Annotated in this window: 31 protein-coding genes; 2 read left to right on the top strand and 29 right to left on the bottom strand. The window is 40.9% G+C overall.

The genetic code is table 11. From position 1 onward, the window contains the following. Nucleotides 1–27 precede the first annotated feature (27 nt). From L0B70_RS00420 to L0B70_RS00355, 14 genes are all read right to left on the bottom strand, one after another. Entirely contained in the window at nt 28–861 is an 834-nt protein-coding gene (locus L0B70_RS00420) for a hypothetical protein (protein WP_235142355.1), read from the bottom strand. A 64-nt stretch (nt 862–925) separates the two neighbouring features. Continuing rightward, complete coding sequence (locus tag L0B70_RS00415) at nt 926–3,097, bottom strand: hypothetical protein (RefSeq protein ID WP_235142354.1); 2,172 nt, start codon at nt 3,095–3,097, stop codon at nt 926–928. Between the two features lie 21 nt (nt 3,098–3,118). Further along, entirely contained in the window at nt 3,119–3,976 is an 858-nt protein-coding gene (locus L0B70_RS00410) for a S49 family peptidase (RefSeq protein WP_235142353.1), read from the bottom strand. 68 nt (nt 3,977–4,044) lie between these two features. Next, complete coding sequence (locus tag L0B70_RS00405; protein WP_235142352.1) at nt 4,045–4,335, bottom strand: hypothetical protein; 291 nt, start codon at nt 4,333–4,335, stop codon at nt 4,045–4,047. A 64-nt stretch (nt 4,336–4,399) separates the two neighbouring features. Then, nucleotides 4,400–4,996: a hypothetical protein gene (locus L0B70_RS00400; protein ID WP_235142351.1), complete on the bottom strand. Its 597-nt coding sequence runs from the start codon at nt 4,994–4,996 to the stop codon at nt 4,400–4,402. 312 nt (nt 4,997–5,308) lie between these two features. Next, the gene (locus L0B70_RS00395; RefSeq protein WP_235142350.1) at nt 5,309–5,863 is read right to left on the bottom strand and encodes an N-acetylmuramidase family protein; all 555 of its coding nucleotides are present in this window, start codon (nt 5,861–5,863) and stop codon (nt 5,309–5,311) included. A 1-nt stretch (nt 5,864) separates the two neighbouring features. Next, on the bottom strand, nt 5,865–6,959 hold the full coding sequence (locus L0B70_RS00390) for a hypothetical protein (protein ID WP_235142349.1): 1,095 nt from the start codon (nt 6,957–6,959) through the stop codon (nt 5,865–5,867). Nucleotides 6,960–6,982: 23 nt separating this feature from the next. Then, nucleotides 6,983–7,399 carry a hypothetical protein gene (locus L0B70_RS00385; protein ID WP_235142348.1) on the bottom strand — a complete coding sequence of 139 codons (417 nt, stop codon included), beginning with the start codon at nt 7,397–7,399 and terminating at the stop codon, nt 6,983–6,985. Between the two features lies 1 nt (nt 7,400). Next, nucleotides 7,401–7,739, bottom strand: a complete 339-nt coding sequence (locus L0B70_RS00380; protein ID WP_235142347.1) for a hypothetical protein — start codon at nt 7,737–7,739, stop codon at nt 7,401–7,403. A 1-nt stretch (nt 7,740) separates the two neighbouring features. Then, nucleotides 7,741–8,106, bottom strand: a complete 366-nt coding sequence (locus L0B70_RS00375) for a hypothetical protein (RefSeq protein WP_235142346.1) — start codon at nt 8,104–8,106, stop codon at nt 7,741–7,743. 10 nt (nt 8,107–8,116) lie between these two features. Continuing rightward, complete coding sequence (locus L0B70_RS00370) at nt 8,117–9,268, bottom strand: DUF285 domain-containing protein (protein WP_235142345.1); 1,152 nt, start codon at nt 9,266–9,268, stop codon at nt 8,117–8,119. Next, the gene (locus L0B70_RS00365) at nt 9,268–11,049 is read right to left on the bottom strand and encodes a hypothetical protein (protein ID WP_235142344.1); all 1,782 of its coding nucleotides are present in this window, start codon (nt 11,047–11,049) and stop codon (nt 9,268–9,270) included. Before L0B70_RS00365 ends, L0B70_RS00370 begins: the two co-directional genes overlap by 1 nt. Nucleotides 11,050–11,163: 114 nt before the next feature. Next, a complete protein-coding gene (locus L0B70_RS00360) occupies nt 11,164–11,703 on the bottom strand; it encodes a hypothetical protein (RefSeq protein WP_235142343.1) in 540 nt (179 codons plus the stop codon). Next, nucleotides 11,693–12,133, bottom strand: a complete 441-nt coding sequence (locus tag L0B70_RS00355; RefSeq protein ID WP_235142342.1) for a hypothetical protein — start codon at nt 12,131–12,133, stop codon at nt 11,693–11,695. The genes L0B70_RS00360 and L0B70_RS00355 overlap by 11 nt, the downstream gene beginning before the upstream one ends. A gap of 490 nt (nt 12,134–12,623) precedes the next feature. On the opposite strand from L0B70_RS00355, the gene L0B70_RS00350 reads away from it, so the two are divergent. After that, nucleotides 12,624–13,799: a DUF4062 domain-containing protein gene (locus L0B70_RS00350; protein WP_235142341.1), complete on the top strand. Its 1,176-nt coding sequence runs from the start codon at nt 12,624–12,626 to the stop codon at nt 13,797–13,799. Nucleotides 13,800–13,805: 6 nt separating this feature from the next. On the opposite strand, the gene L0B70_RS00345 is transcribed toward L0B70_RS00350, so the two are convergent. From L0B70_RS00345 to L0B70_RS00285, 13 genes are all read right to left on the bottom strand, one after another. After that, nucleotides 13,806–14,036, bottom strand: a complete 231-nt coding sequence (locus L0B70_RS00345) for a hydrogenase maturation nickel metallochaperone HypA (protein ID WP_235142340.1) — start codon at nt 14,034–14,036, stop codon at nt 13,806–13,808. Nucleotides 14,037–14,117: 81 nt separating this feature from the next. Further along, on the bottom strand, nt 14,118–14,381 hold the full coding sequence (locus L0B70_RS00340; protein WP_235142339.1) for a DUF3127 domain-containing protein: 264 nt from the start codon (nt 14,379–14,381) through the stop codon (nt 14,118–14,120). 32 nt (nt 14,382–14,413) lie between these two features. Continuing rightward, nucleotides 14,414–14,620: a hypothetical protein gene (locus L0B70_RS00335; RefSeq protein ID WP_235142338.1), complete on the bottom strand. Its 207-nt coding sequence runs from the start codon at nt 14,618–14,620 to the stop codon at nt 14,414–14,416. Between the two features lie 4 nt (nt 14,621–14,624). Continuing rightward, nucleotides 14,625–15,137, bottom strand: coding sequence for a hypothetical protein (locus L0B70_RS00330; RefSeq protein WP_235142337.1), 513 nt, complete (start codon nt 15,135–15,137; stop codon nt 14,625–14,627). Next, a complete protein-coding gene (locus L0B70_RS00325; protein WP_235142336.1) occupies nt 15,134–15,622 on the bottom strand; it encodes a hypothetical protein in 489 nt (162 codons plus the stop codon). The genes L0B70_RS00330 and L0B70_RS00325 overlap by 4 nt, the downstream gene beginning before the upstream one ends. Nucleotides 15,623–15,638: 16 nt before the next feature. After that, nucleotides 15,639–15,995, bottom strand: coding sequence for a hypothetical protein (locus L0B70_RS00320; protein WP_235142335.1), 357 nt, complete (start codon nt 15,993–15,995; stop codon nt 15,639–15,641). Beyond that, nucleotides 15,985–17,781 carry a primase-helicase family protein gene (locus L0B70_RS00315; RefSeq protein WP_235142334.1) on the bottom strand — a complete coding sequence of 599 codons (1,797 nt, stop codon included), beginning with the start codon at nt 17,779–17,781 and terminating at the stop codon, nt 15,985–15,987. The genes L0B70_RS00320 and L0B70_RS00315 overlap by 11 nt, the downstream gene beginning before the upstream one ends. Before the next feature lie 109 nt (nt 17,782–17,890). Continuing rightward, entirely contained in the window at nt 17,891–19,003 is a 1,113-nt protein-coding gene (locus L0B70_RS00310) for a hypothetical protein (protein WP_235142333.1), read from the bottom strand. After that, on the bottom strand, nt 19,003–19,440 hold the full coding sequence (locus L0B70_RS00305) for a hypothetical protein (RefSeq protein WP_235142332.1): 438 nt from the start codon (nt 19,438–19,440) through the stop codon (nt 19,003–19,005). Before L0B70_RS00305 ends, L0B70_RS00310 begins: the two co-directional genes overlap by 1 nt. Before the next feature lie 67 nt (nt 19,441–19,507). Next, nucleotides 19,508–19,780: a hypothetical protein gene (locus L0B70_RS00300; RefSeq protein WP_235142331.1), complete on the bottom strand. Its 273-nt coding sequence runs from the start codon at nt 19,778–19,780 to the stop codon at nt 19,508–19,510. 10 nt (nt 19,781–19,790) lie between these two features. After that, complete coding sequence (locus L0B70_RS00295; RefSeq protein WP_235142330.1) at nt 19,791–21,935, bottom strand: DNA cytosine methyltransferase; 2,145 nt, start codon at nt 21,933–21,935, stop codon at nt 19,791–19,793. Between the two features lie 136 nt (nt 21,936–22,071). Next, a complete protein-coding gene (locus tag L0B70_RS00290) occupies nt 22,072–22,614 on the bottom strand; it encodes a LuxR C-terminal-related transcriptional regulator (RefSeq protein ID WP_235142329.1) in 543 nt (180 codons plus the stop codon). Between the two features lie 10 nt (nt 22,615–22,624). Continuing rightward, the gene (locus tag L0B70_RS00285; RefSeq protein ID WP_235142328.1) at nt 22,625–22,870 is read right to left on the bottom strand and encodes a hypothetical protein; all 246 of its coding nucleotides are present in this window, start codon (nt 22,868–22,870) and stop codon (nt 22,625–22,627) included. A 93-nt stretch (nt 22,871–22,963) separates the two neighbouring features. Between L0B70_RS00285 and L0B70_RS00280 the strand changes: the two genes are divergently transcribed. Beyond that, nucleotides 22,964–23,266 carry a hypothetical protein gene (locus tag L0B70_RS00280; protein WP_235142327.1) on the top strand — a complete coding sequence of 101 codons (303 nt, stop codon included), beginning with the start codon at nt 22,964–22,966 and terminating at the stop codon, nt 23,264–23,266. A 297-nt stretch (nt 23,267–23,563) separates the two neighbouring features. Here L0B70_RS00280 and L0B70_RS00275 read toward each other — a convergent pair whose 3' ends face one another. Then, nucleotides 23,564–24,652, bottom strand: a complete 1,089-nt coding sequence (locus L0B70_RS00275) for a transporter substrate-binding domain-containing protein (RefSeq protein ID WP_235142326.1) — start codon at nt 24,650–24,652, stop codon at nt 23,564–23,566. 88 nt (nt 24,653–24,740) lie between these two features. After that, nucleotides 24,741–25,418 carry a TIGR02117 family protein gene (locus tag L0B70_RS00270; RefSeq protein WP_235142325.1) on the bottom strand — a complete coding sequence of 226 codons (678 nt, stop codon included), beginning with the start codon at nt 25,416–25,418 and terminating at the stop codon, nt 24,741–24,743. Nucleotides 25,419–25,720: the final 302 nt, after the last annotated feature.

Below are 25,720 nucleotides of genomic sequence, written 5' to 3'. Positions count from 1 at the left end.
TAAAAATAAAACTATGAAAAAATTAAACTAGGTTCTCCAACGTTCGATTAAGACCGTTACGCTTCCAGTTTCGAAAACTTCAAACGTAATGGTTGAGTTTTGCACGGCTTTCCATTGTAATCCGCCTTTCAGCAAAATCATTACCGGTCCGGTGGTATCATCGGAAATGGTGCCGGCAATTGCGGGATTAGCTTCCTGCCCGATGAAAGTCACCTGCTTTTCGGTAATCCCATCTAAAGAAGTAATCGACAAAGGTTGCGCTGCAACAGTGGTCGCTACTTTCTGAACCGCCGTAAGGGCTGTTAAAGGATCGGTAAAATCTACCGTTCCGTAAACAGTTTCCTGAAGCACCAAAGGTCCGTCGTACAACATGTAGGTGTTTTTTCCGCCTACTTCCTGCTCAAAAGTGAATTCGAATTTACTGCCGTCTTTTCCGCCTTTGTGACTTGCTTTGAAAACCAAAGGTTCACAAGGACGTCCCAAAACTTTCACCTGATCTGTCGACTGACATCCCGGAATGAAAATAATAAATTCTTCATCCATCATGTTTCGTGCAAACTCCAAAGCCTCGCGTTCGGTTCCCGGGTGCGTACCCATAAACTTGACTTTGAAACTGCGCGCATCCTGGTCTCCCTGAACTTCAAAGGAATATTCTCTGGAAGAGGAAGTGATGTACACGGGAATCAACCCTTTGCCTTCTTTGAAAACGGGTTGGCCTGTTAACATGACGTTGCTGTCGTCGGTATCCGGAAAGGAAACCAAATCTTTTATCCAAGCCAGGTAAGCGAATCTGCTTCCTGTATTTGGAGCGCCTGAACCAGCGGCAGGCTTATCTACTTTTTTTAAAGTGTAACCACTCATAATTTTGTATGTTTTTAAAAATTAAAAAAAAGGGACTTCAGGAAAAAACGAAGCCCCGATATTTCTACCCTCTTGCGATGTCGTACCAAACGCCACCGAAGTTTTTCAAGGTTACATATTTGTCGTCTGTATTGAGTACCGCGCTGGAAGACATTACAACTTTTCCGGTAATTGAAGCAACTGTTAAAGCGGTTTCAGAACCTTTGATGGTAATTTCAGAACCTTCGTTTCCGTTTAGGATATCGGTTAACGTTCCTTCAGCACCTTCGTATTTCTGAACTGCACCGTCGTTGTAGTCGATAACCAATTCATCGAAAGTTGCCACTGCAGGAATTCCAGTCGGGAAGTCTGCAACGCGCGCCAATTCTTTGTACGTTCCGTCTGCCTTTACGGCTAAGATCAGCTTGTACATTGTTTTCGGATTAAAGTCCACAGTCAGATCAAGATTTCCGGCGTTTGGCGTCGTCTTTTTCAGGATCTTACTGGTTGTGACCAACTGCTCGTTTCCGATGATCTCCACGATCGTGCCTGCAGGTAAACCTGTAAGAACGGTAACATCTGAAACCAATTCAGGATGTACATACAACCTGTTGTAATTGATTTCGACCGGTGCGCTCATTGGCTTACCAAATAATGGCACAGCCGTAGTTGCAGGGAAAATCGGTTCATCATTCACCCAGATGTACTGAGCAATACCGCGGAAAGAAGAGTTTGCAGGAAGATTGAAGCCGGAGAATACGAAAGCAACACCGAAACGGTAATCTGCATGCACGTACGTATTTCTCTTCAACTCTTCGATTCTGTATTTCTCTTTTTCAGCCGGTAGATATTCTAAAACTTCGATGTTGTTTTCATCGGTGATGAATATCAGGTTAGAACCTTCCAATTGCTTCAAGCCCACAAACTTGATATTTGGATAACCGTCGATGTACTCGATTTTATTCGTCGTGTAATCGTTGTGCAATGCGTTCTGCGTTTTATAGTTATCCTGAATCTTGATGATATTGGTCGGGGATAAATACATGCACATACCGGCTTTGTTACGGATGGCTAAAGGCATTGATTCGATCATTCCTTTTGCGTAATCGTACGCATTGGCAGAAGAGAATTTACCCACTTTTGAAACGGTTGGTGCAATTCTTTTGAAGACATCGCGGAACATATACAACTGGTGACGAAGACCAGACTGAGCGTTCAAATAATGCCCTTTGGTTTTGATACCATGGATATTTGGTGCGTAGATTCCGTTGATTCCACCTTCTGCATCTTCACGTCTGGCATTGGCAGAAACTCTGATTAAGAGCTGAGCAATGAAAGAATGCTTGTACGGAGAAGACCCATCGAAATTCCAGATAGAATTTAACCAGGAGGTTTCCATTTCCTGCAGTTGATAGCCATCAAATTCCAGATCGATCTGAATCCGATAGATTCTTCTTTTCTCGGCTTCGATGAACATTTCCAAACCTGGAGTCCAATCCGGTTTTCTTGCCTGAGTTACGGAACCCAATTCGAAAACAGCATCGGAGATCTGATCTAAAACCCCAAATCTTTTTGGCCAGAAAGACGGATAACCGTAATCCTCCATATAAAGATCACGCAAGAAGGTCGGGTTTTGCACCTGGAATTCGCGTAAGTCTTCATTTAATCTGGTGATGGTAGAAACATCGGTAAAGTCTGTTTTTGCAGTTGATTTACCGGCAGCCTTGGCGTTCCAGTTTCTTCCCTCGAAAGCGAAGATCTTGTTTGCCGCTTGTGGATTGGTTCCAAACAAATGCGTTGGCGTTGAGATGGAGGCCAATAAGGCAGTTCCAAATAAAACCGCTTTTCCAGCACTTACTGTTCTGGGTGCGCTTTCTGGCTCTGCACTTAATTTAGCAATCGTAGCCGCTTGATTTTCTACAACCTTAACCACTTGCTGTGCAACTGCTGTTGGCGTTGCTGGAGTGCCGGGCTCGTCGCCTTCACCGCCTGCGTTGCCTTTCAATACAGAAGCAAGAAGCGCATTAGCACTGTCTTTTTCTGCCTGTTCTGCAGCGGTAATTCCTTGCTCTTCTGCAAGAACTTCATTTGCAACTTTTACAAATGCTTCATAGTTTTTTCCGGTGAAGGTTGCTTTCAGATCATCTGTCTGTTTCGCATCCAACGCCAACTTCCCGTCGTCTCCTTTCGGGAGCTCTTTCAATCCCAGCGCGAGAAGTGCCACTGCGATCACTGCTTGAAATTTTTCTTTCAACATGATACTAAGAATTTATGGTTATTAATTTTCGTTGAGTTCTGCGAGTGCCTGAGCGAGTGCAAAGGCTTTTTTTTCTGAACCGATGGAATCGATGACACCATATTTCAGGGCGTCTTTTGCATTGTAAACCGAACCGGTAAAAATGCCGTCGGCTTTCTGATCGATATTCGGTCTGTATTTTTTCATGTCATTAATGAAAGCGGCCGCCATTGGTTCCATTTCATCTTCATACGCTTTAATGAAAGCTTCGTCGTTTTTGGCGTAGTAATCTACCATCGCCTGACCTTTGGTTGTGGATTGCGGAGCACGGATCATCATGACTTTGTAGCCGTCTTTTTCCATGGCTTCCCTGTCGTCGATTACCATCGACATGACGCCGACCGATCCAATGCTCGGGCTGATATCACCATAGGACATATGATGATCGCAAAGCATGGATAAACTCCATAAGTGACCGGAACAGCAGAGATTTGATAAACCGACAAACGGTTTCTTTTTTTCGTCGACAAATTCTTTCATGAGGTTGATGGCATCCACGGAGGATCCGGGGCCATTGCAATCTAAGACCACAGCGGAAATAGAATCGTTATTGTTGACTAAGCGAAAAAATTCGAGATAATCGTCGGCGCCGACATTGTACCAATTACCGTAGGCAGGAAGAAGTCCGCGCATCGGGACTTTAATAATCCGGCGTTCCTGTTTCGGTTGACCCGGAGAAGCACTTGTATTTTTTGCAGCTGCGAAAAATTCTTTACGATCGATCACGTTTCCGGTTGCGCCATTCTTATGACTGTTCGCCAGCATTTCGAGTTCTGGTGCGTACGCAGGATTCAGTAGCCAAGCACCGCGGAAAATATTGGAAGCCGTATTTATTTTCATATCTAAAAATCTTGCTGCAAAGATGTTTTAGAGTGAATTATAAAGTTGTGACGCAAAAAAATACGTGTTTACCGCATGGTTCTTTTCTGTCCCCATCCAGGTTTTTCCTCTTCGGGTTTGCTTTCCTGTCTTTTGGTCGGGCTTATAATAAACGTTAGCCAGCAGCGGGCTAATTTCTCTTCGCCCACTTCCACAGATTGAAGTTTAATTTCAAACTTCACCATTTCATACTTTATCAGCGCTTTTACGTCTTCTGCATTAGTGGCCGTATAGTATACATCGATCTCCTGCTTCTTTTCGTAGGTACTGATGCGAATTAACCGAGAGGTAATTTCTAAGATGATGCCTGCAATTTCCATAACGCAAAAGTGATACATTCCGGAACGAAATATATCACTTGATTTGATCTAAATTGTAGCAAATTTAAAAACGGACGCCTCTTTCTTTTGTGAGGTACTCAATTTTCTCCCGGACCATTTCTGTGGAAAGTTCTTCGTTGAATAACGTACTATAAACGTGGTGAAGAAAACCAAAAATTTCTTCGTCTACAGCCGCAGACAGGAAAACGTACAATTGTATTTTATCCGGATCGTCGAAATAATCTTCATCAAAATTAATAATGGTATCGGCTGACTCGCGCCAGCGTTGCTCATAATACCCATCGAATTCAATATTTTTTTCCACTGCACAGTGACGGATTAGATCGAAGGATTCGTAAACCAAATCCTCTCCTTCCGGATTTTCCAAAAGGTTAGTAAACGACGTCATAAAAAGTTCGCAGTTGGTGTAATAATAAATATACTGCGGATTGTTATTTATAAATTCTTTTATGAAAGTATTGAAAATGGATTTCAACTGCGTTATGTTGCCTTTGGCCGCAACCGCTGCGTCATATTGTTTTTCGTCCCGAAACGTGCTTTTGAGTTGCATGCCATCTTTTAAAATTATATCCAGACTAAAACCACCCATTGAAGATGTATTAACCCGGATTTCGGCTACCTCAAAGGGAATTTTTTGCATTAGAATAGAGTTTGTTGAATTATCCAAATATAAATAAAAAAAACCGCTCATTTCTGAACGGTTCCTGCTTCATAAAAAAATAAAAAATTTTGATATGAGGGCATGTGTAGAGATATCAAATTTATAAAAAAAAATGGTAACGACATCATTGTCGCTACCATCGATAAAAACATCTCATTTTCGCTAATTAAACAACTGCTCAGGACACTTTTATTTTGACCTTATAAACATAACTTATAAGTGAATTGGCTTATTTTTTCCGCCGGAAAATGCGGACTGAAAGAAGCATTTGTAAAAGAATTATTAAAATGTTCATTTCCGTGAAAATTTAAGGTAGGCGGCGGCCATTTTTTTGTCGTATTGGTTTTTCGCATAACCCGGACCGTTGTACCCTCGTGCAAATCCCGCCCAATCTTTGCGCTTTAATTCATCAGCCAAGCCGTTTACTTTCACAAACTTCACGAAGGCCATTAAATGTTCGGTCTCGTTGGCATACATGGCATTGATGAATTCCTGGAGAGAAGAATATCCAAGTGACTTCCAGTTTTCGCCCATGATCTGGAATTTCCCCCAGGAAGCGGACTGTAGTGCGGCTTCACGGTTCAACGTAATAGCTTTTGCCAATCGCAAGTGTTGGTTTTCATTGTAATATTTCGAGATCCAACTCGGATAAGAAACATTGGAAACGCCAAATTTTCCTTTTGTGAGGCGGTAAAAAACGTGACCTTCAAAAAGAATTCTGGGTTCGCCCGTGGAAAGGAAGCCGCTGCCGGAAGATTCTACTTCTTCCACGGCTTTGATCGCCGCAACTTCGCAGTTGAGCAAGTTCGCCGCCGTTACGTAATCGCATTCTTGTAATGTTTTCATTTTACTGTATTTTTCCGTTTTTAAACCGATCGATGATTCCGGGGCCGTAGTTTTTCCAAAGAATTTTCCACGCGAGTTGCAGCAGGATCATCAGCATCATGCCCGCGCCTATCCAGTAGTAAATTGGCGTGCCGGTGCGCGTTTTTTCTTTCTGTAAATTCTCGTAGAGATCGACCGTGGTTTTTTTTAAATTTTTATTTTCAGATTCTTTGTCCTTTATTTCGGCGTTTTTTTGTTTGATGACGTTATCCTTTTGGAAGATAGACTGCACAAGGAACTGTACGCGCTGCGACTTTTCCTGAACCGTTTCTTTCAGTTGTTTTATAGTAGTGGAAAGGGTGGATTCCGAACTGTTATTTATTTCGGTTCCCGCGCCGCCTTCAAATTCATATTGATTGCCTTTGGTGTCGGTGATCTTTATTGGCCCGGTCGGGTTTTTCACGCTGAAATCGGTGCGGTCTTTTTTCTCCAGACTTTCCTGCAGTTCAGATTTTTCTTTTTTGAGTTCCGAAATTTCCGTGGTTTTTTGATGTAGTTCGGTTTTAGTTTCGGTTTCGAGTTTTTCAACTTCCGAAATTTTGGCGGTGAGTTCGGAGATGCGTTTTTCCGACTGCTCGGTTTTGGTCTTGTTTTCCTCGGTAAGCCGGGAAATTTCCTTTTTCATGCCGCCGCAGTTCACTAAGAATAAAAGTGCGCCCAGCATGATGATGATTTTGTTTTTCTTCATAAGTTCGATAATACCTTTCAGGTGGGTGATTTCTTTGTCCTGCGCCTGCAAGCGGTCGTATTTGTGCGCCAACCTTTTCGCTTCCGCGGCAACGGCATAACCTATGGCCATCATTCCGAGAAATATAAAAACCATAATCCAGGCGGTGGAATCTGAAACTTCAAAGAAATAGTACGTTACGAGAAGCCGGAAAAGCGAGAGCGACAAAACGAGACTTCCCCACATCATGGTTGGGTAGATGTGTTTGTTCCAACGCAGATAACCGCGCATTTGCCTTATGTTGATGGCGAGTGCCAAATAAGAGGTGGCAGTAATCACGTTCAGCGCGAGTACAGTGCCTTCGAGTAGGGTAAGATCATAAAGTGTCATTTTCTTCGTCTTTAATGTTAGTATTATTTCCTTCTAACTTCCGCGCCATGCCAGAGAAGAAAGCGCGCAGAAGGTTGAACGCACCTTTCTTCAGTTCTTCCGGAGCTTCGGGCAAAACCTTCCGGGCAAATTGCGGCGAGAGTGCGGCGGTAAAACCGACCAAAAGGTAAAACCAGAATTTGGCAAAATTGAATTCCAAATAAGCGGTAATAACGAGCAGGGAAAAGAACACCGAGGAAAAGACGGAAAAAAAAATAAGCGAGGGTGATCTTCCGCTTTACGTCGGGGCGGTTATTATCGAGGGTTAAGGCCATGCCAACACCTGTTATCATTATTAAAATAAAAATGACATCCCGAAAGATCGGCTCCACGGTGGTGGTGTCTATCGCCCCAGCGGCAGATACAGAAATAATGTACAGGAGTGTCATTGTTTTTTCCATTTTATAATTCGTTAAAATGCCCCGGATCTATGCGGTTGATGATGTTGTACAGCTTCTGTCCTTTTTTCGTTAAGGTTCCCAGTTCCCAGTTTCTTTGTAGTGCTTCCGAAATTGTTTCACCCTCTTTGCCGAACTCATAACCCGCTTCTGTGCGGAGTTCCTTGTTCCATGTTGCCCTGAACTCGCGATTTGCCCAGATGTCGATGTTCTTGGCGGTATCGCGGAAGTAGCCGTACGTATCACCGTACTCTTCGCGCACGTTGTTTCTGTTGATGAGCGTGAGCGGAATGATTAATCCGGTAGCGAGGGTGAGCAGGGCAAAGCCTTTTATTTTTTTCATTTTAATCCACATCTATTTCCCATTCATCAGCCATCAGCCCAAAGCTGCTGCCATTTTCCATCTGCCATTTCAGGAAGGTGAACTGCACGGCTCTTTCGTCTATCACATCAAAGATGTTGTTACTTGTTAATGGCGGCAACTGCGCTTCTATCTGTGCTGCCTGCTCACGCGTGAATGAAGTGTTTTTTATCGGTGCCACGGTAATACATTCATCTACATCATTGATGTAGTAGTAGAACCCATACGGTGTAATCAGGTCGTTTTCCCGATTGATGCCGTTGATAATCATGCGCATGGTGAACATCCCCAGTGAGCGGTTATACTCATCGTAGCGTTCTACTTTTCTTTTTGATTTAAATTTTATCATTGCATTTTTTTTAAACTGTTAAGCCCCCATCTGTTATATTCCAGCCATCTGCAACTAGCGCATCCCGATAGGATTTACCTGCTGATGTGTATCTGATTGTTCCCATGTTAATATTTTTATTAGTATTAGTTCTACCTGTACCAATGAAAGCAGATGCCCATTTTTGTAAAAGATTATTGTAGAAAAGTTTATTATAATTATTAAATGTTTTACCACTCATAATATTGGTAGTATCTGTATTTATATTAAAGTTTAATGCTGAAATATCCTGATTAAAGTTTGTAGCATTAAAAAATAAACCGTTAACTGATAAAGCATTGGAAATATCTAAAGTAGATACATCTTGATTATATGCAGATGCACCATAAAACACTAAAGCAAGACTATTTACATTTGAGGTATCCCAGTGCGCCACTGTTTGATTAAATGCTTTAGCATCCCTGAAAAATCCAACGATAGAATACATTACATAACTACTAAAGGTTATGCTGTTATTAAATACCGTCGCTCCTCTTAGAAAATCAGTATGATTTACTACTTTATCAGTATTTAAAGTAATTGAACTATTAAATGATGAACAATTAAAAAGGAAACTAGCTAAAGATGTTGCGTTTAAAGTATTAAGATTTATCGGTTGATTAAATTTAGAACATCCACTAAAAAACCCTATGGGTGATGTTAAAACTGAAAAATCCCACTCATTTAATTTATTAATCGTTGTTATACTTGAACACCTAGTAAAAACTCCTGAAGATGTCGTATCCATTTTAGGGACATCGATAACGTTGCTTAGAATTAAATTTGAACAGTCCGTAAAACAACTTCCATATAAATACAAACCTCCCCATGTTTTAATCTCTAAAAGTTTCAGCTTGTCAGAATTATTCCCAAACGATAATCTAAATTGATTAGAAATAATTTTAATATTATAAACACCACTTACTGTATATATATGAGTCACATTGGGAATATTAGTTGTATAAACTTCAACTATTCCATCTCCCCAATCAATTGTTTTTATATCAAAAGAAGTTCCTGCAAACAAAAGTTTAATTTGATTGCTAGATGAACTTCCTGCACTTGTTTTTGTTGTATCAAAAATAGCTTCGAAAATCTTTTTCCTTGCTCTTCCTGATTCGTAAAATTGAATTGGGTTAAACATTATCTATTAGATATTTGAAGATAAAAAGTATTTCCATATCTTGTTAAACACGCTGTACTGCCTACTGCACCACTTAAAATGGATACACCATCTACCTGCACTAATGTTGCTCCTGCTCCTGCTACAAAAGTTATTGCAGCACTGCCCAATTTCGTATAGCTCGCAATAAAACCCGGAATAGTGGTATTGCAAGTGATACTAATAGCATTAACACCATTATCTATCACTACATTTCTGCCATGTTGTGATTTATCTGCAACACTACTCAAAGGTGCATTTCCAAGTGTATCCGTAGTAATTGAAGTAGTTGTAGTAATTGAAATCTGATGGATTCCTAAATTGGTAATTTTGCCATTTAAAACAAAATCCTCCAAAGCACGGTTGTATTCTTCCGCAGAAATATCGTTTTCCGCGTCCGTCAGCCGCCCGCTCCAAACTTCTTCGCCGCCTTCAAAAGAAAGCACGTCGCCTTCGTTTGCGCCAGAGGGGAAAGACGCGCCGCCCGAGCTAGTAGTCACTACCAATTTTCCGGCTTTAATCTGCACGCGCGTATAAGTGCCGGCTTTTGCCAAATAAGAGGTTGCCGCCGCAAAGGGCAGAACCGTAGCGCCAAAAGCTTCCGGCGCCTCCAGCATGGTATCTTTTTCGGTATAAACCGTAAATGCTTTCCCGGGCCAGGCAAAGACCTTTGCGCCAACTTCCAGCCCCAATATCTTCGGCGTAGTGATCTCCTCGCCAAAGGAAATATGAAAGGAACTCGGGCGCGTGGTCGCCGGCAAATAAAGTCCATCATTGCTGATGATGTTTACATTTCTCCAGTTATCGTCGGCTTGCTGTTTGTACTGCGATCCCGTAGGCTCGCCAATCACCACGCCGCTCGGCGAGATGGTAATGGTGGTCACCATGAGCGCACCTTCGGGGATTTCCTCGCCGTTGCGCGCTAAATAGAAAATCTGCGGATCTGGCAAAGCGTAAATATCAAATACTTCTTCACCCGTCACAGTCGGAAACGTCCAGGCATCGGGCGTGTTTTTTGAATACACTGTGTTGTTTATTCGCACACTGTTGAAGCCCCCGGAATAAAGCGCGATGTTGATCGAGGAAGTTGTAGCGGTTACGGCGCCGATGGTGAGGACGGCATCGGGGAGAGGGGTTTCATTTATCCCTAATTTTTCCCGCCATGCTGCCACGTGTTCATCAATATTCGAGGCATCAATGCGTGCCCATTTCGTGGGATCAAAACCGCCACTTGGCGGATGAACACCGTCGCCACTGGACGGAACTTCTACACCGCCGTAGGAAAAATAAATATATTCGGAACCGATGCGCTGCTCAAAGTTAAATGTGAAGCGGGAACTGTCTTTGGTCGCTTTGTGGCTGGAAGTAAATATTAACGGATTCGTTATTTCGCCCAGCAGCTTCCAGGGATCCGCAGGGATACAGGCAGGAATCAAAACCAAGAAGGGCTGCTCGATCATGTTTTTCGCAAATTCCAATGCTTCCAGTTCGGTCCCAGGGTGATTGCCGGAAAATTTAACTTTGTACGATTTCTCGTCGTCGTCTCCCAAAGTATCGTAAGAAAATTCCTGAGACGAGCTCGTTAAATAAAGCGGCATCATGGTGCAGTTTTCCTTCAGCAGAATATCGCCTTCCATCCGCACTCCTTTATCATTCGTGGGAGGCAGATACGCGATATCGTCTAAGTAGATCAAAAACGCATATCTGCTTTTGATCGCCGGACCGCCGGAACCTTTCTTTTTATCGAGTTTTAAAAACTTCATTTTTCAGGAAAATCTTTAGTGCAAAAATCAATGGTTTGTCCGGTTGGTGTTGTGACGCAAAAAAAGCCGCCCGGAATTTCCCGCACGGCCCACAAACACAAAAAGATAAAATTATTATTGCCGGCGTAATTTATTCTGCAGCGAAAAGCATAAACCCTCTTCCTTCATCCGATAGTAGAGCTGCCGAAGCTGGATCTGCGTTACGTTGGCTTCGAAGAGATCATATTTGTCAATGAAGGAAAGAATGGCCTGCGTAACGGGCGCGTTGTTTTCAACACGGGCATCTACAAAGTTGAAAAACGAATTCCGAAACTGCTGCTCGAAAATATTATTAATAGTCTCCACAAATTCTTCTGGCAGATAAACGAAGGATTTTCCCAAGGATTCTATTTTATAAAAATTTCCTTTCGATACGTAGCGCTTCCTGGAGGTGGCGGCGACATCTAAAAAAATATTGAACGTCTCAATATTTTTTACAGGATAATCGATCTTTTCCAGATGCTCCAGGAGGAAAGACCCGATAAAAGAGTAGGCGGGAACATTCAGCACCTTGCACTTGTAACCGGCGAAGGATTTCCCTACGCCTTTCATTTCCTTCATTAAAAATGAAACCAGGTGCGGCCGTAACCGAAGCGGAACAATGTTACTGCTCATCAATCTTTAGCGGAAATATCTGTGATACCTGTGCTGAGAATCCAACGGTTTTTAAGTTGCTTGTGAATTCCGCGTTAATGGGCGTATTCAAGGCAATATCATTCTTATTAATTCGTATCACGGCTCCGGTGTTGAGCGTGAGCCTGATTTCTGCGAGTTTGGAGAAAGCAACCTGGAACGAATCTGCACCAGGAAAATTCGGGAAATTAAATTCCAGCAGAACCGTGTACGCGGTTCCGGCGGTAGTGGACTTGCTTTTCTGCGAGAGCTCTACGGTACTGATGGTGAAATAAACGCCGTTGTATTCGACGCGAACCATGTCGTCCGTAAATCCATCCGGCGGCGATATTAAAAATGAAGAATCATCGAGCGCGGAAACCAGCTCGATGCTCACAATATATCGATTGCGATAATTTCTTAAATAGTTCATTTACACAAATATAACAATAAAATTGATATTTGGTTTAAATTTAAACTAAATAGTTTAAAACTATAAAAGGTTGGTATTTTTTTGTAAGGTTGTAAGGATAGGGTTAAGCGATTGATTTTCTGAAAATTGATGCTCAGAAAATTTTGTAAGACCTGGGTTTTGAGTTTGTAAGGAATTTGTAAGGTTGTATTTCCTTACATTTTTTTTGTAAGAATCAGTCAATCCTTACAAAATAAAAATAGATCTGTAAGTCCTTACAAATCGGGAAAAAAGATAATTCCTTACAATCTTACAAATTTTTTACAATTTATTGGGGTGGAAGGGGGAAACCGAAAAACGGCCCGGCACGGTTGCCTGCGGATCCGGTTTGAAATTGTGGAAAATATAGGGATAATTCCTAATGGCTGAGAATGCGATAAACATAACAATGCAAAAAGGGTATGTGGATTTTGTATATTTGTTCAATTAGTAAAATTAAAATAAGAAGAATATGAACAATCTCAATGTTTTCGTAAGCTCAACATGTTTCGATTTATCGCAGATCAGATCAAATCTAAAAGATTTTATTGAGCAATTTGGTCATAATCCAGTTCTTTCAGAAACCAATAACTTTCCAGTAGAACCTAATTTAGACGCTGTAGAAAACTGTATAAAAAATGTGCATGAGTTTGCCGATATATTTGTTTTAATAATTGGTAATCGATACGGAAGTATTATAGAAACAGGAAAGTCAATAACCAACACTGAGTACCTAACCGCACAACAAAAAGGTATTCCTATTTTTTGTTTTATTGATAAAAAGATTTTAAACGCACTAAGTTTTTACCGCGATAATAAAGACGGAAATTATACCAAAATTGTGGATAATGTGCAGATTTTTGATTTCGTTGACGATATTAGATCTAAAGCGAATAGGTGGGTTTTCGATTTTGATGACTCAAAAGAGATTATATCAACATTGAAAATTCAGCTTTCATATTTGTTCAAAGACAGTTTGAAAGTAAAAAAGATTTTTGACACAGATATAGATGATTTTTTCAAAGAACATTTAAGCATAAAATGTTTAAAAATTTTAGTTGAAAAAAAATCACATTTTGAAATTGATTTCTTAGCACAAACATTTATTGACGAAATTGAGAAAAAAGAGTTTTTAAAAAATGATATTGAATACTCGATTCTAACTGAACCAAAACATTATATTTCAGACAATAGTGAATTAACTCGATGGGCGTCAAATAGACTAAAAGCTGTTGGGCAAATTACAAGCAACTTATCGTCTTTGTTTCCTGTAGTTCATAAATTTATCGGGGAATTAGGTCAACCATCAGACATTAAAGGCCTTTATTATGTTTCCTTAAAGTATGCGCAGATTTTTGAACAATTATTAAATTGGATGATTGACGTTAAAAGTACTTCAGTTAAGGAAAATCAAATAAATATTAAAATATATTTAGCGGATATGGCTTTCGACGTTTTAAAAACGTTGTGGGATTTTCCATTTGGCATTAAAAGACAACTTGAGAATATTAAGAAAGAAGAATTATTAGGTAATACAATTACAACCATTGATCTTAATATGAAATTGCAACTAAATGAAGCAGCATTAAATAAATTTAATGCTGCTATACTAGAACTTAGCACTCAAATAAATAACGAAATAAATTAATTTTCTTTATCCAATTCTTAAGTCCACACTTCCGCAATCCGGACATATAAATTTCAGTTCGATGCGAACGTCGAAATGATTTCCGCAGCTGTTGCAGGTTCGCCACACTTCGTGGTTGCTGCCTAAACCTAAACTTTTTGCCACAGACAAGACCGTTTTCGGTTCCTCTTTCGGTTTCGGTTTAAGTTTGAGCCAGGAACTGATGAAGTTCCTGCGCTCCGTAAGTGTTAGTTTCATGATCAATACATTTTATCGTCAGAAGATTCTGTTTTTTCCGGTTCAGCTGCTTTTAAAACCTCCAGACGGAAAGCGTCGAGATTACTGGCCGCATCTCTTCCGGAACCGTCTTTTTTTATCGTACCACCGGCCGTTCGGAAAAAATGAAATTTTAACTATGCTGCCGATCGTTATTTTTTCGAGGTCCGTAATCCGGGAATTGCTCGCCTGAAATTTCAAAATATTTTCTTTCCACTCCTGCATTTGGTTGGTGGTACCGCAATCCGCAATAAATTCCTGCACGCTGAAGCTGTCGGTAATTTTTCTGACTTCGTTTTTCTGTAAAATTTTTCCTGTGATTTCCATTTGTTTTGGGTTTTAGTATTATAAATTAATTGTCATTTGTTTTCTTCGTTGCGAAGAATCAGCAGTTCTTGCTGTATTTTAATTTCCATTTTTATCCGGAAAGTAATGGTGATGTCTTCCTGCTCCTGAAGGTCCCTAAAGAGCCTTCCCAGATCGCAGAGATCCTGTATGTCTTTTGTGTCCCGGATCAGGCGTATAAGCAGCGATTGGGAGTAGCGAGGTTGGTTTGGTGTTTCCATGATCTTATTTTTTTAAAGCATAGAAGGCTTCTAAAAACATCCTTTCATCAGTTTCAAAATCAACCATTTCATGGAATAATTTCTCCAAAGTCATGAGTTCCTCCCATTCTGCTTCCAACTGTACTTCATCTGCATCCTTTACGATTTGAGGAAGAGGCCACTGAAAACCAAATTTGTCCGCAATCACTTGCATTAAACCGTTTTCTATTTTTTTGTATTCCGGCAAATGCTGTTTAATTGGTGACGGAATATCAATTAAGTAGGCTTCGCTGGCATCATGTAATAGAGCACAAAGTCTTAATTCATTCGTCTGCATCATATTATGCACGGCAACGGAATGTCTTGCTACTGAAAAGAACTCGTTGGTATGTCCGCCAAATCTTGGCATTCTCGCTAAGGCAAATGCGATATCACGAATGTCAATAGTTGCGGGGTCTGGTTTAAATACGTTGACGAAATATCCGTTTCTCGTTTTAATGCAATCTGCATATTTGTTTTTAGTGTCTGAAATTGTCATAGGTTTACATTTTTAAGATTATTGTATTCGGATCCCGTAATTTCCACACAGTCTGTTGGTAAAGAATGATTCCAATCGCTACCGAATGCAATTCCAAAATAATCGACACCGTTTAATTCAATACCTGGTGTTTTAAGGAAGTCGTCAAAACCAATTGTTTCACCAATTTCAGTCCTACAAACCTTATCGAATGAGTTTAATTTTTCTTGTAGTTGTTTTCCTTCTTTTGAAGACATTCGTGGCGAATAATAGAATGGAAATCCGTGAAACTTTTTCCAAACTTTCATGTCTGGCTCAATTTCAAACTTTAAACCCACAATGCCGGTACCCAAAATGTAGCGATCACTGGTTAAATATTTCCGATCTGACTTTAATTCGTCAACGAATTTATTGATCTCTTCTTCTGCATTCTTAGCACGGTCTACCAATGCTTGAATTTTTTTTCCTGTCTCGGAATCTTTTTTTGTTTTAAAATAAATTGTCATAGATTAAATTTTTAAATTATTTTTTAGGTTGTATTTCGCGCACTTCGCGGTCACTCACGAAAACATAGTTTCGTTTTGGCGGTACTAAGACTTCTACCTTTCCCGCCATATTTTCTTCGTATTCTTCCAAAAAATTCCGGTCTGCAGGAACATCCTGGAATACTTTGAAAACCTGCTCCGGCGTTAAGTTGCCGCCTTCGTAGATGAACCCGGTCTTGGTCGCTTTTGAAAAGGTGATAACCACCACTTCAAAAGATTTCCGGATCCTGATGCCAATGACGTCCACATTAGCTAAAGCCAACTGAAAACTGATATACCCGAAGTCTTTCATCAGCTGATCTTTTAAGAGTGGGAATTCTGTTTTAGTAGACATCGTTATCATCGGTTTTTTGGGTTAAATTTTCGTCGTCAGTCGACAGTTCCGTTTGTCTCAGGTAAACCATTTCAGTCGAGGCGTTATTGTGCCAATCCATGATTCGTCCGTCTTTACCCTGGAATTCTTTTGGATTGAATTCGTAACCGGTCAACTCGCAATACTGTTTGATCCTCGTTTTGAAAAGCGATATCGAAAGTCCGCCCAAATGTTTCTGGCTATATGCTTTCATATTTTCGAACGCTTCTTTTTTTGGTACGTTTTCGTTTAATCTTTCGCGGAAGTAATCTTCTGCCCAATCTTTGAAAACCGTTCCCATTTCCGCAATGAGGTTTCGTTTTTTGATCTCGCCGGCCGGCGCGCCGATCTTTTCTTTTGAACCAAGATAAAACTGAAGGCACTGCACCGCGAAGTTTATAAAGAGGTTCCACTGGTTATCGTCCCACTCGGTAAAGAAGCGATGTCCGAAATCGTCTTTCGGTTCGCGCTTCGGGTATTCCTCGCTTTCACCATGGTACCAGTCTGCAAACGCCGAAAACAGTATCCGCTCGCTCGTAGAAGTGTCCAGGCCATAAGGCGCGTAATTGGTGGTGATACAGAATTTCGGCGACTGATGAAACGGAATCAGGTATGCGTTCTGGTTTTTCGGGTTCACGTTCAGATCTCCCGTAATATCAGTGAACAATTGTTGGAAAGGGAAACGCTTATCTGCATCATCAAATAGGACGTAATCCGTCTGTTCGGTAACGCCGTCGTAAAGGAAGTCGCTTTCTAAAAGTCCTTTTTTACGGGCGCCGAGATATTTGGAATTCATAAAAAGACGCATCGCGTTATTCGAAAACAAAGATTTTCCCGTACGGCCATGCGACTCGCTGTCTTCCACCACTTCGTTATCCATAATGTACAGCGCCCAGGCTTTCGACGGATCTTTGTACCGGTGCAGCATGTAACCGAAACTGTACACTTTGTTAATAAAATGGAGTTCCTGTTCGTACACCTGATCGTCATTCAGGCCCGTGTTGCTGCCTTCCTTTTTGTAATTGTCGATGATGAATTTGTTTTCCTGCAGATAATCTTCGCGCAGCGCTTTGCCCAGTTCCTTCACTTCGTCCTTCCAGAAAACTCGCGAGGCATTGATGAAATAGTTCATAAAATCGCAGTCTTTCCGATGAACCGTTAAATCGAAATTGTTATTCGAATCTTTTGTGATGGTAAAAAACGGTTCACCCGGATCTACCTTTCCGTTCACGTCCTGATTGGCCAGTATTTTTATTTTAGAGGAATCCAGTTCGTGGCGGGTTTGTTTTTTGATGATGTTGTTCAGGATGTCATTTTCCATCACATAGCGGGAATATCCTTTGTTGATTTCGGTAACGCGGTCTTTGGTGACTTCCCAAATAAATTTGTCGAAAAAGAAATATTGCGACTTGGAAGTGTAATCCGTAAAATCAAATTCTTTCGTTGGCAAATTCACCAACTTTTTATCCGAGACAGCTTCAGAACCGATCAACATATTCAAAAGGTCATCGGGGAAAAACCGCAACCCTTTGTCCTGTTGTTTTTCATCTAAAAACTGATTGAAGAAATCTTTAATTTCCTGCGGAGAAACTTCGCGCAATATGTGTTTATCCTGTTTGATGAAGTAATAGCCGTCTTTTCGATTTTCATCTTTGATGCGGGAAAACCCGTTGAGTTTTAGAAAGTTGAAAGCATTTTTGTAATTGACAGTGTACGTCGGTTCACCGATAATGCGTCCATCTTTATTGACTTTCTTTTTTCCACCCAAAACCTTCCGGGACGCGAGAGTTCCAAAAACCGTTTTACTTTTGTTTTTAATTCGGTTTGCGCATGATCATCAAACTTGGCGCTGACCTTCATGAAGTCCGTGAAGTCTTTCATTGGGCTGCCGCGAAAATCTTTTTTTTGCCGAGACTTTCGGGAAGCCAAGCCGTTTTTACGTCCAGATGTTCGAGTGCTAATCTTTTGCCGGCATCGAAACCGGTTGGATCCAAATCCGGAACGTTAATCACTTCTTTGGAATATTTAAACAACATCCCAATTTGGCTTTCGGTAATATCCGCGGTTTCCGAATTAAACCAGACTACGACCTCGCCGGTTGAAGCCATATTTAAAGAATCACGGTCGCCGGAGCAAATAACCACGCGCTCAATTTTATTAAAATGAATGGGGATATTATCGTCATCTAAATTTTCCTCGGCCACAACCTGTAGTTGATTGTAGGTATTTTTTAAATTTTGAAGGCCGAAAATATGCTGCTTCGGTTTTTTGCCCAGATAAGAAAACCGGTACTTTTTGTCGGAAGATTTGGGCTGATAAATTTTTAGCCACGTTTTCGGAGGTTTCGCCTCTTCAACCTTTACGGTTTTTTCTTTGCCTTCCAAGCTGAGTTTTGGTTTGCCGCTACCGTCGGTAACAATAAAGGCGAAGATCGGGTATGTGTCGCTGGAAGTTACGGTAAAGACATCGCAAAACTCTTTTTGCTGGAGCTCTTCCGATTTTAACCAGGAATAAGATTGCAGGGAATAAAGTCCATACTTCTGGCAGACTTCCTGCGTTACGAGCGGACCTAAAACCTCCAGTTCATATTCGGTGAAGTCTTTCGTTTCATAGGTGAAATTATCATCATTCAGCTCGCCTTGAAACTGATGATATTTTACTTTGGTAATGTTTTTTACTGCGGTCTTTTGCGCGTCGATCAAGCCCAATTCTTTGCCAAGTTCCAACAAAGCTTCGAAATAGGTTCGCCCGGTATGATGCGCGTAAATATGGATGGCGTGGACGGAATCTTTGTAGAAGCCGGTGGTTTCGCCCCAATCCCGGACAAAATAAACGCCGTCCTTTCTGGAAATGTTTGCACTTTCGGTGCCTTCTTTCCGGATCTTAAAATGCTTGTTCACATCTTTGAAATCCAAGAACCGCTGAATAATATCGAGGCCACCGTTGGTTGCTTGAAAAATTTGATTTTGATCTATGGGGAAGTTGGGCATTATTGCGCGGTTTTTATAATTATTTTTTCTTGGTGAATGATTTTCGTTACTTCTGAAATCGGGTCTTTATCAAAATCAACGACGTGGAAACGTCGATTAAATGATGGCGTTTTTTCAGGAAGATCAATTATCTCGCTATCAAGTAAGAAAATGAAACGAGGTGTTTTTACAGCTATCCGTTCCCTGTTTTTTCTATCTATGATCAAGTTATCGGAAAAAATCAAAGTGTAAAACTCTTCAAGATTAAAGTCTTTTCCTGGGTCATCGATTACAATATTTTTATATTCCCACTTTTCGTTATAAGTAACATCGAATGGAAATGACTCTTTTCGAAAAGTTCGACCGTCAATCCAACACGTTTTTTCATTATTAAAAATAATTCTGGAAAAAAGTGATTTGCCCGTTAAGGGTTTGCCTTTAAAAATTAGATGTTTCATGCTACCTTTCTAAGGTTAAATAATTTCATTGCAGTTTTTTCACACATCGCGCTTTTTGTTTTTATGGTTATTCGGTTAATCGTTTAAAATTTTCAACGGCTACGCAGGCGCTGCACAGATCCGGTTCTACCCAGTAACAGGGCTCGCCGGTTTTTTCTATACATTGCGCGCAGTCGCAATCTGTACAGCCGCAAACGCGGCAAATCTGAACCTGTTCGGATCTTCTTTTGAGTTCCGAATCCAGAACAAGGCTTAGTTCCTGAAGTTCTACCGTACTGCAGTTTTCTACAAACTGCTCGGGCGTGATAGTGAGGGTGTATATTTTATTTAAAGTGGGCATGACGTTATTTTTATGCTGCTAATCTGATTTCAAATAGTTTATTTGCTGTGGCTTCGCATATCTTTCGCGCCATTGTAACTTCAACCGCGTTTCCAATAAACTTCTTCTGGTCCGCCTGGGTTCCGATCAAAACATAATCTATTGGGAATCCCATGATCTGTTTTAATTCTGGAATTTTCAGCATGCGCATTTTAATGTCCACCAATCCGTAATGCGCCATGAACTCCTTAATTTTTTTCAGCATCGGCGAATCATCTTCGTAAATCTCATAGATGATTACATTTCCGTCTATTTTAATGAAAGAAGGTAAATTTCCGTCTTGGGTGATTTCCACGAGATATGGCGGGGTTTTGTCCATTCTGGCAATCAACGTAAAGCAAGGCTGATCGAGGCTGTTTCCAACACGACTGTATTGCGCGTCCATCAGGTAATGCCATATGCGGTTTGCTGTAATCGTAGGCGCCGGTTCGTCAATGCTGTTTCCAACATTATTGAAGTTGGTATTCATTACCCAGTTTTCGCACGTGATCAGATTCTGTTTTGGAGTGCCCAAAATAGTTGGAGCCGGCCCGTTTACATCGGATGTCTGACCACCTCCTGAATACTGGTTCATGATGAAGGTTTGAACTTTCGCGTATTTTGGATTGGTTGTGACGGCTCCTAACGGAGTATCAACTGACGCTGGTTTACTTCTGCCAAACTGCTGATCAATGAAAGTGGAACTAATCAGCGAAAACCGATCTTTAGTTAGAATAGTTGGACACGGCTGATTTAAGTTTTTCGGTTCATCTCTGTAGTTGTAGGAAGCTAAGAACTTCGTATGAATTAAGGAAAATCTATCACCTGTAGTTACAGTTGGTGAAGGATCCTCCACAGATGAAGTGAAGCCATTCCCATAATAAGCGGATAAGAATTTTGGCTGTATGAGCGCATGAGAGTCTTTGGTCTTTACAGTTCCGCATGGCCCGTCTACAGTAATATTTTTATGTTCAGGTCTGCCAGAAAAGTATTTCGAAAGAAAATTACATTCTACTTTGGCAAACCTGTTATTAGTCGTGATTGCATTGCAAGTTTCATCTACGCTTTTAACCCGGTGCTCTGGACTTCCGGAATTATATTGAGTAAGAAACTTCGCACTAATAATACCTAAACGACCCTGACAAGAAACAGTTGGACAGGGATCATCTACTCCTGGAGGAATGTGTACTCCCGACTGTGACTTGCTGTTATACTTTAAGAGCCATTTTTCAACCCCATTTGTTATGCGGCCAAGTGACGCTTCACTTAGATCAGTATAAAAGCTTTGATCCTGTTCGTATTTTATTTTACCGCCTGCTACAAACTTCACAAGCCCGTGCCAAATGCGATCGAGTGAAGCCTCAACCAAAGGTTTTTTTCTTCCGAAAATAGAATTGCCTTCATCCTCAAAATCCAAGACCTCTTTAACAGGTCTCCATTTTTCAAGACTTTCAAACAATCCAGATACAGGATTTTTCGTGTGGGTTGGCTCTGGCCAAACGATCGGGAATTCAGATTTATTAAATTGAGCAAAGAATCTTTTTCTTGAGGTAAGCGCACCAAAATCAGCTGAGTTCAAAATTCTGTAATCGTAATTGTAACCAAAAGTTTTTATATGATCAACCCACCTAACGTACGACCGCCCTTTGTCGCGACTTACTGGTTTTCCCTTTTCGCATAAATCACCCCAGCTCATAAACTCTTCAACATTCTCGATTTGAACTGAGTCCGGATTGATGGCAATAATATAGCGGTCTAAATGTTCAGCGAGCGTTCTGGAATCACCGTCCCGCGCCAAACCTCCTTTTGCTTTTGAAAAGTTGGTACATTCCAAAGAAGCCCAAAGAACCAATTTCGCGAATGGATATTGTTTTCGCATTTTCTTTACGTAAGTAAACAGTTCTGTAAGATCTAGCGTGCGGATGTCTTCAGTGAAGTGTAATGATTCCGGATGGTTTTCGGCGTGCGATGCAATTGCATTTGCATCGTGATTTACACAGGCAATCACTTTTGCGCATTTTTCCCCGTGGATTTTCGCGGTTTCGACACCAGTAGATGTACCGCCCGCGCCGCAAAACAGATCAACATAAAGTAGGGAAATTGCAAGTGCAGATATTTTTATAAATGTTCGGTTCATTCTTAAAAAGCTTTTTTAATTTTTTTTGGTTCGAACCCCGCCGGCGAAAACCGGTCGGGGACTTCTATATATAGAATTTGTGTTCAGTAAAAGGGCGCGCCGTCTCAAACTCGACGCGCCGGGTTAAAAAGAAAGATCACAGCAGGCCCTCAAACAATAGTGTGAGTACGGCGTGTTGTTTTGTATTAAATCCCAACCTGTCGTAGAGATTCGATTTTTTTACATTGAAGGTTCCCTGTGCATACCCCAATTTCTTTGCAATATTGGTGTTGGTGTCATCGCCGCAGACTTCTTTTAAAATGGTAATTTCTTCCAGCGTTACGGTTTCCCCGTTAATTTGCACAGGTTTACAGATAATATTTTCGCCGCTGCATTTGCCGCGAAAAGGGCAGGTTAAATGATCCGGCGTGACTTCGTCCTCATTGATGTCCGCAAAGAAGTTTAAGGCACCGAAGCGGCATTTTGCCAGGGTCTTTTGTTTCATAAATTCATTGTCACCGAACCACTGCTGCATAATTTCGTTGAGATCATTTTCTTCGGCGATAATTTTCGCGAGTTCCGGATGGTTCGGCACGTCATTAAAATTTTTTACGGTGCCATTTTGGATCATCATTACTTCGTGGCCGCTGTTAAAATACTCGATGGAGCTGTCGAGCATTCCGGGATAAATTCTTGTCATAGGTTTATTTTTAAAGGTTTGATTGCATTTTATTCCATTGCGCAACTCGGTAGAGGGCATTCATAATGAGCGCGTTTTTTATTCTGTCTTTTTTTACGGTGCGGATGTAAGCGAGATCAACCTTCGCACTGTCAGGCAGAAGATTCCATACTTGCCGCGAGTATTTTTCGGGCAAATGTTCGTCGATAAAATCAAATGTTTTATGAATATTCAAATGAATATTCTCAGGAACTTTAATCTTTTGTAATTTTGTCATCGTAATACATCTATTGCGTAATACAAAAGTAAACCAAATAGTTTAAATTTAAATCAATTGGTTTAAAAATTATTCACAAAAAAACGTAACTCAATGACTACCAATGAGAAAATTTCGCAATTTCTAACCGAAAAGGGTATCAGTTATACTGATATCGCGAAAGAACGAGGAACGACACCACAATCGATTTCTCAATTGCTGAAGAAAAAGAAGGCCGCATTGGACTTTGTTTTGTGGCTGGCCGAAAGAAACCCGGAGATTGATCTTAATTTACTCCTAAAGCCCGGACGAGTAAGCAGTATTATTGCAGAACCGGCTGTAAAATATGGGCAATCTGGTAACGTTAAACAGGAAATTTTAAAAGAAGTGGAAGCGGTTTTGGATAAATATTTTTGAATCCAGACACAACTATGACACAATGAAATGCTAACTTATTAATAATCAGTCAATATTTTGTTTAAAAATACTTCGGCACCGGGTACAAAACCTCTGTTTAACGACAGAGGTTTTTTTGTGCGATCTTCTGCTGAAACGTAAATCATAATTACCTCGATTTGCTGCCAATGCAGACGCTGGGATGATATTCATTAAAAAGAAAATGTCCATTTTTTGGCGAGCCAATCAAAAAAAATTGGGATATATTTATTTATTTTTCAGAATCGAAAACAGAAGTTTTTACTGCGTTAGTATCACTTAATTTTCTTTGCCCAAATAGCGCTCCATAATCTCGGCGGTTTCTCCCTCTTCGGCAAGTTCCAGCAATTTGCGGTTAACATCATACGTTAAAGTGCTTTCTTTCGGAAAAACAAATCCGTAACCCTGTTTGTAATATTCGGCCGCCGCGAGCTGAATATCTTCTTTTTCGTGGGTTTTAATATAATACATCAATTGCGGACGGTCGTACACGATGGCATCAACCTGTTTGCTATTAAGGAGTCGGACTGCCTCATTTAAGTTTTCAACGGATTTAATTTTCATCTTATATTCTTTTAAAAACGACACGGAAGGCGAACCCGAAACTGTCGCCACTTTCTTACCGTTCAGCTGCTCGATGCTTTGAATATCTACCGCCTGAAAATTTGTAAAGGTTAAAACACTTGCAATTCCCGCCACCATTGAAGTAGCGGAGATAATAGAAACGATCATCCACGTTCCCGCGATAATCCGTCCCATGAGCGTGATCGGTGCTTTGTCGCCATAACCCGTCGTACTCATCGTTACAATGGCCAGCCACATGCCCGTTCCAATTCCTTTTGCGGGTTCGTGGGAAAACTGTTCCGGAGATTCTTTCCGTTCCGCAAGCCAGAGCAGCGTGCCGACGATCGTAAGAATGATGAGAAAAACGCCAATCGCGATCAACAGTTTAAAACTGAACAAAAGTTTGATCACATTCCAAAAACTGAATTCGCCTTTTTTGTAGGCGATAGCGAGACTTGACTGGTAAAAAGGCTGCGAAAATTTAAAACTTTCCAGGCGCTGCGAATTAATCGTAACGGGTCCGGCAACCATATCCACTTCGCCTTTTTTCAAAGCGTCCAACGCTAAATTAACGGTATTGTATTTTTGATAGGTGAAATCCCATTTCAAGTTTTGGGCAAGTTCATTCCAGATGGTCGGCGAAATTCCCTGCGGCTCGGGATTTCCTTCTTCAAAGAAAACGAAGGGCGCGGTCCCGGCAATTCCAACCCTTAAGCTGTCGGTTTTTGGGTTTAAAGATTGCCCGTCGGCAAAAGATGGGATTAGAAAAGTCAGGTTGAGTATAAGTAATAGTAATCTCATCATTATTTTTATTTATTTAAAATTTCCGCGGCGAGAAAAAATTCTGCGTGTTGACCTGGAATAACGCGCGGAACTATGCTTCGAAATAAAGCTATTCGTAATGCTGAAAAATACCAAAATCGCTTGCCGTCCACAGCGCGGCTTTTTGTCCGGCAGCAATTAAACCGTTGTTTGCCCACGTATTGCACGTATTCAGAAAGCTGTAGCGTCCTTTCGCATCATAGAAGGCATCGTTTTTGCTGTAAACTGCGTCGGTTTTTATCAGCATAGTTTTTCCGTTTTGGTCCAGATCGAATTTACTTTGTATAAAATCGATAAGCGCCAGGTATTGGTCGTGCGTGAGCGTGATTTTTTTGCAGTCTTCACCTTCGGTCATTGTGTCGTAAAAGGTGCAGTGCATTGCAGATTCGCTGAGCCAAAAAGCGGCTTTAAAGGCTGTTGATACTTTCAGATCTGCCCACGTTGGCGTATCCAGATAGAAGCCTTTGTCGCCCCAGCCGATCGATAAATATTTAAAATCTGTTCTTTGGGAACGCGTATTTTGAAACGGAATTTGTTGGCTCCAGTCCATTTCCGCAGACTTAATGGGGACCACGAGATCGGTATGGACGCCGTTCGTCAGAATATAAGCGGTGATGGTCTTCGGCTCCTGAACCGGTTTCGCCGGCACCTCAATATAGGGAATAAAAAAGGCAAGCAGTAAATATAAAGCCACGATGCCAAGAATGGTCCCAAGAGTTTTGAGAACGAGAATACCAAATTTCTTCATTTTTCAAAAGTAATAAAATTATTAGGAATTTTTCTGCCAGGGGCTTGTCGGTTATGGAAGATTACTTAAATTTAGTAGGGAAAAACACAAAGATCTTATGCCGAAAAAATCGAAATCACAAAAGAGATTCAAAATTCGTGTAAAAGTGGCGCCGAAGCGAAATCAAAAACGACGTTGATCTTAGAAAAGATTTCCCGCTGAAATCTATTTTTCTTCAAAGGAAAAAACGAATTATAATTCCGAAACCCCCATCCAGCTTTAATTAAATTCGGGTTGTCTTTTTCTTCTTCTTCTTCCGAAAT

The sequence above is a fragment of the Kaistella sp. 97-N-M2 genome, from assembly GCF_021513235.1.
GTDB lineage: Bacteria > Bacteroidota > Bacteroidia > Flavobacteriales > Weeksellaceae > Kaistella.
Note: the sequence above shows the minus strand (reverse complement) of the source record. Positions and strands in the feature narration are given on the sequence as shown.

Coding starts and splice junctions, on each gene's coding strand:
- L0B70_RS00300 (WP_235142331.1), bottom strand. CDS start 19,780: ATGCCCACTTTAAATAAAATATACACCCTCACTATCACGCCCGAGCAG.
- L0B70_RS00330 (WP_235142337.1), bottom strand. CDS start 15,137: ATGACAATTTCAGACACTAAAAACAAATATGCAGATTGCATTAAAACG.
- L0B70_RS00295 (WP_235142330.1), bottom strand. CDS start 21,935: ATGAACCGAACATTTATAAAAATATCTGCACTTGCAATTTCCCTACTT.
- L0B70_RS00350 (WP_235142341.1), top strand. CDS start 12,624: ATGAACAATCTCAATGTTTTCGTAAGCTCAACATGTTTCGATTTATCG.
- L0B70_RS00395 (WP_235142350.1), bottom strand. CDS start 5,863: ATGAAAACATTACAAGAATGCGATTACGTAACGGCGGCGAACTTGCTC.
- L0B70_RS00270 (WP_235142325.1), bottom strand. CDS start 25,418: ATGAAGAAATTTGGTATTCTCGTTCTCAAAACTCTTGGGACCATTCTT.
- L0B70_RS00365 (WP_235142344.1), bottom strand. CDS start 11,049: ATGAAGTTTTTAAAACTCGATAAAAAGAAAGGTTCCGGCGGTCCGGCG.
- L0B70_RS00375 (WP_235142346.1), bottom strand. CDS start 8,106: ATGATAAAATTTAAATCAAAAAGAAAAGTAGAACGCTACGATGAGTAT.
- L0B70_RS00390 (WP_235142349.1), bottom strand. CDS start 6,959: ATGACACTTTATGATCTTACCCTACTCGAAGGCACTGTACTCGCGCTG.
- L0B70_RS00305 (WP_235142332.1), bottom strand. CDS start 19,440: ATGAAACATCTAATTTTTAAAGGCAAACCCTTAACGGGCAAATCACTT.
- L0B70_RS00290 (WP_235142329.1), bottom strand. CDS start 22,614: ATGACAAGAATTTATCCCGGAATGCTCGACAGCTCCATCGAGTATTTT.
- L0B70_RS00370 (WP_235142345.1), bottom strand. CDS start 9,268: ATGTTTAACCCAATTCAATTTTACGAATCAGGAAGAGCAAGGAAAAAG.
- L0B70_RS00340 (WP_235142339.1), bottom strand. CDS start 14,381: ATGGAAATCACAGGAAAAATTTTACAGAAAAACGAAGTCAGAAAAATT.
- L0B70_RS00310 (WP_235142333.1), bottom strand. CDS start 19,003: ATGCCCAACTTCCCCATAGATCAAAATCAAATTTTTCAAGCAACCAAC.
- L0B70_RS00325 (WP_235142336.1), bottom strand. CDS start 15,622: ATGACAATTTATTTTAAAACAAAAAAAGATTCCGAGACAGGAAAAAAA.
- L0B70_RS00355 (WP_235142342.1), bottom strand. CDS start 12,133: ATGAACTATTTAAGAAATTATCGCAATCGATATATTGTGAGCATCGAG.
- L0B70_RS00380 (WP_235142347.1), bottom strand. CDS start 7,739: ATGAAAAAAATAAAAGGCTTTGCCCTGCTCACCCTCGCTACCGGATTA.
- L0B70_RS00335 (WP_235142338.1), bottom strand. CDS start 14,620: ATGGAAACACCAAACCAACCTCGCTACTCCCAATCGCTGCTTATACGC.
- L0B70_RS00410 (WP_235142353.1), bottom strand. CDS start 3,976: ATGAAAATAAATACGGCTTCCAATATTTTCCGCGGTGCTTGGCTACTG.
- L0B70_RS00320 (WP_235142335.1), bottom strand. CDS start 15,995: ATGTCTACTAAAACAGAATTCCCACTCTTAAAAGATCAGCTGATGAAA.
- L0B70_RS00400 (WP_235142351.1), bottom strand. CDS start 4,996: ATGCAAAAAATTCCCTTTGAGGTAGCCGAAATCCGGGTTAATACATCT.
- L0B70_RS00275 (WP_235142326.1), bottom strand. CDS start 24,652: ATGATGAGATTACTATTACTTATACTCAACCTGACTTTTCTAATCCCA.
- L0B70_RS00405 (WP_235142352.1), bottom strand. CDS start 4,335: ATGGAAATTGCAGGCATCATCTTAGAAATTACCTCTCGGTTAATTCGC.
- L0B70_RS00385 (WP_235142348.1), bottom strand. CDS start 7,399: ATGGAAAAAACAATGACACTCCTGTACATTATTTCTGTATCTGCCGCT.
- L0B70_RS00360 (WP_235142343.1), bottom strand. CDS start 11,703: ATGAGCAGTAACATTGTTCCGCTTCGGTTACGGCCGCACCTGGTTTCA.
- L0B70_RS00280 (WP_235142327.1), top strand. CDS start 22,964: ATGACTACCAATGAGAAAATTTCGCAATTTCTAACCGAAAAGGGTATC.
- L0B70_RS00420 (WP_235142355.1), bottom strand. CDS start 861: ATGAGTGGTTACACTTTAAAAAAAGTAGATAAGCCTGCCGCTGGTTCA.
- L0B70_RS00285 (WP_235142328.1), bottom strand. CDS start 22,870: ATGACAAAATTACAAAAGATTAAAGTTCCTGAGAATATTCATTTGAAT.
- L0B70_RS00345 (WP_235142340.1), bottom strand. CDS start 14,036: ATGAAACTAACACTTACGGAGCGCAGGAACTTCATCAGTTCCTGGCTC.
- L0B70_RS00415 (WP_235142354.1), bottom strand. CDS start 3,097: ATGTTGAAAGAAAAATTTCAAGCAGTGATCGCAGTGGCACTTCTCGCG.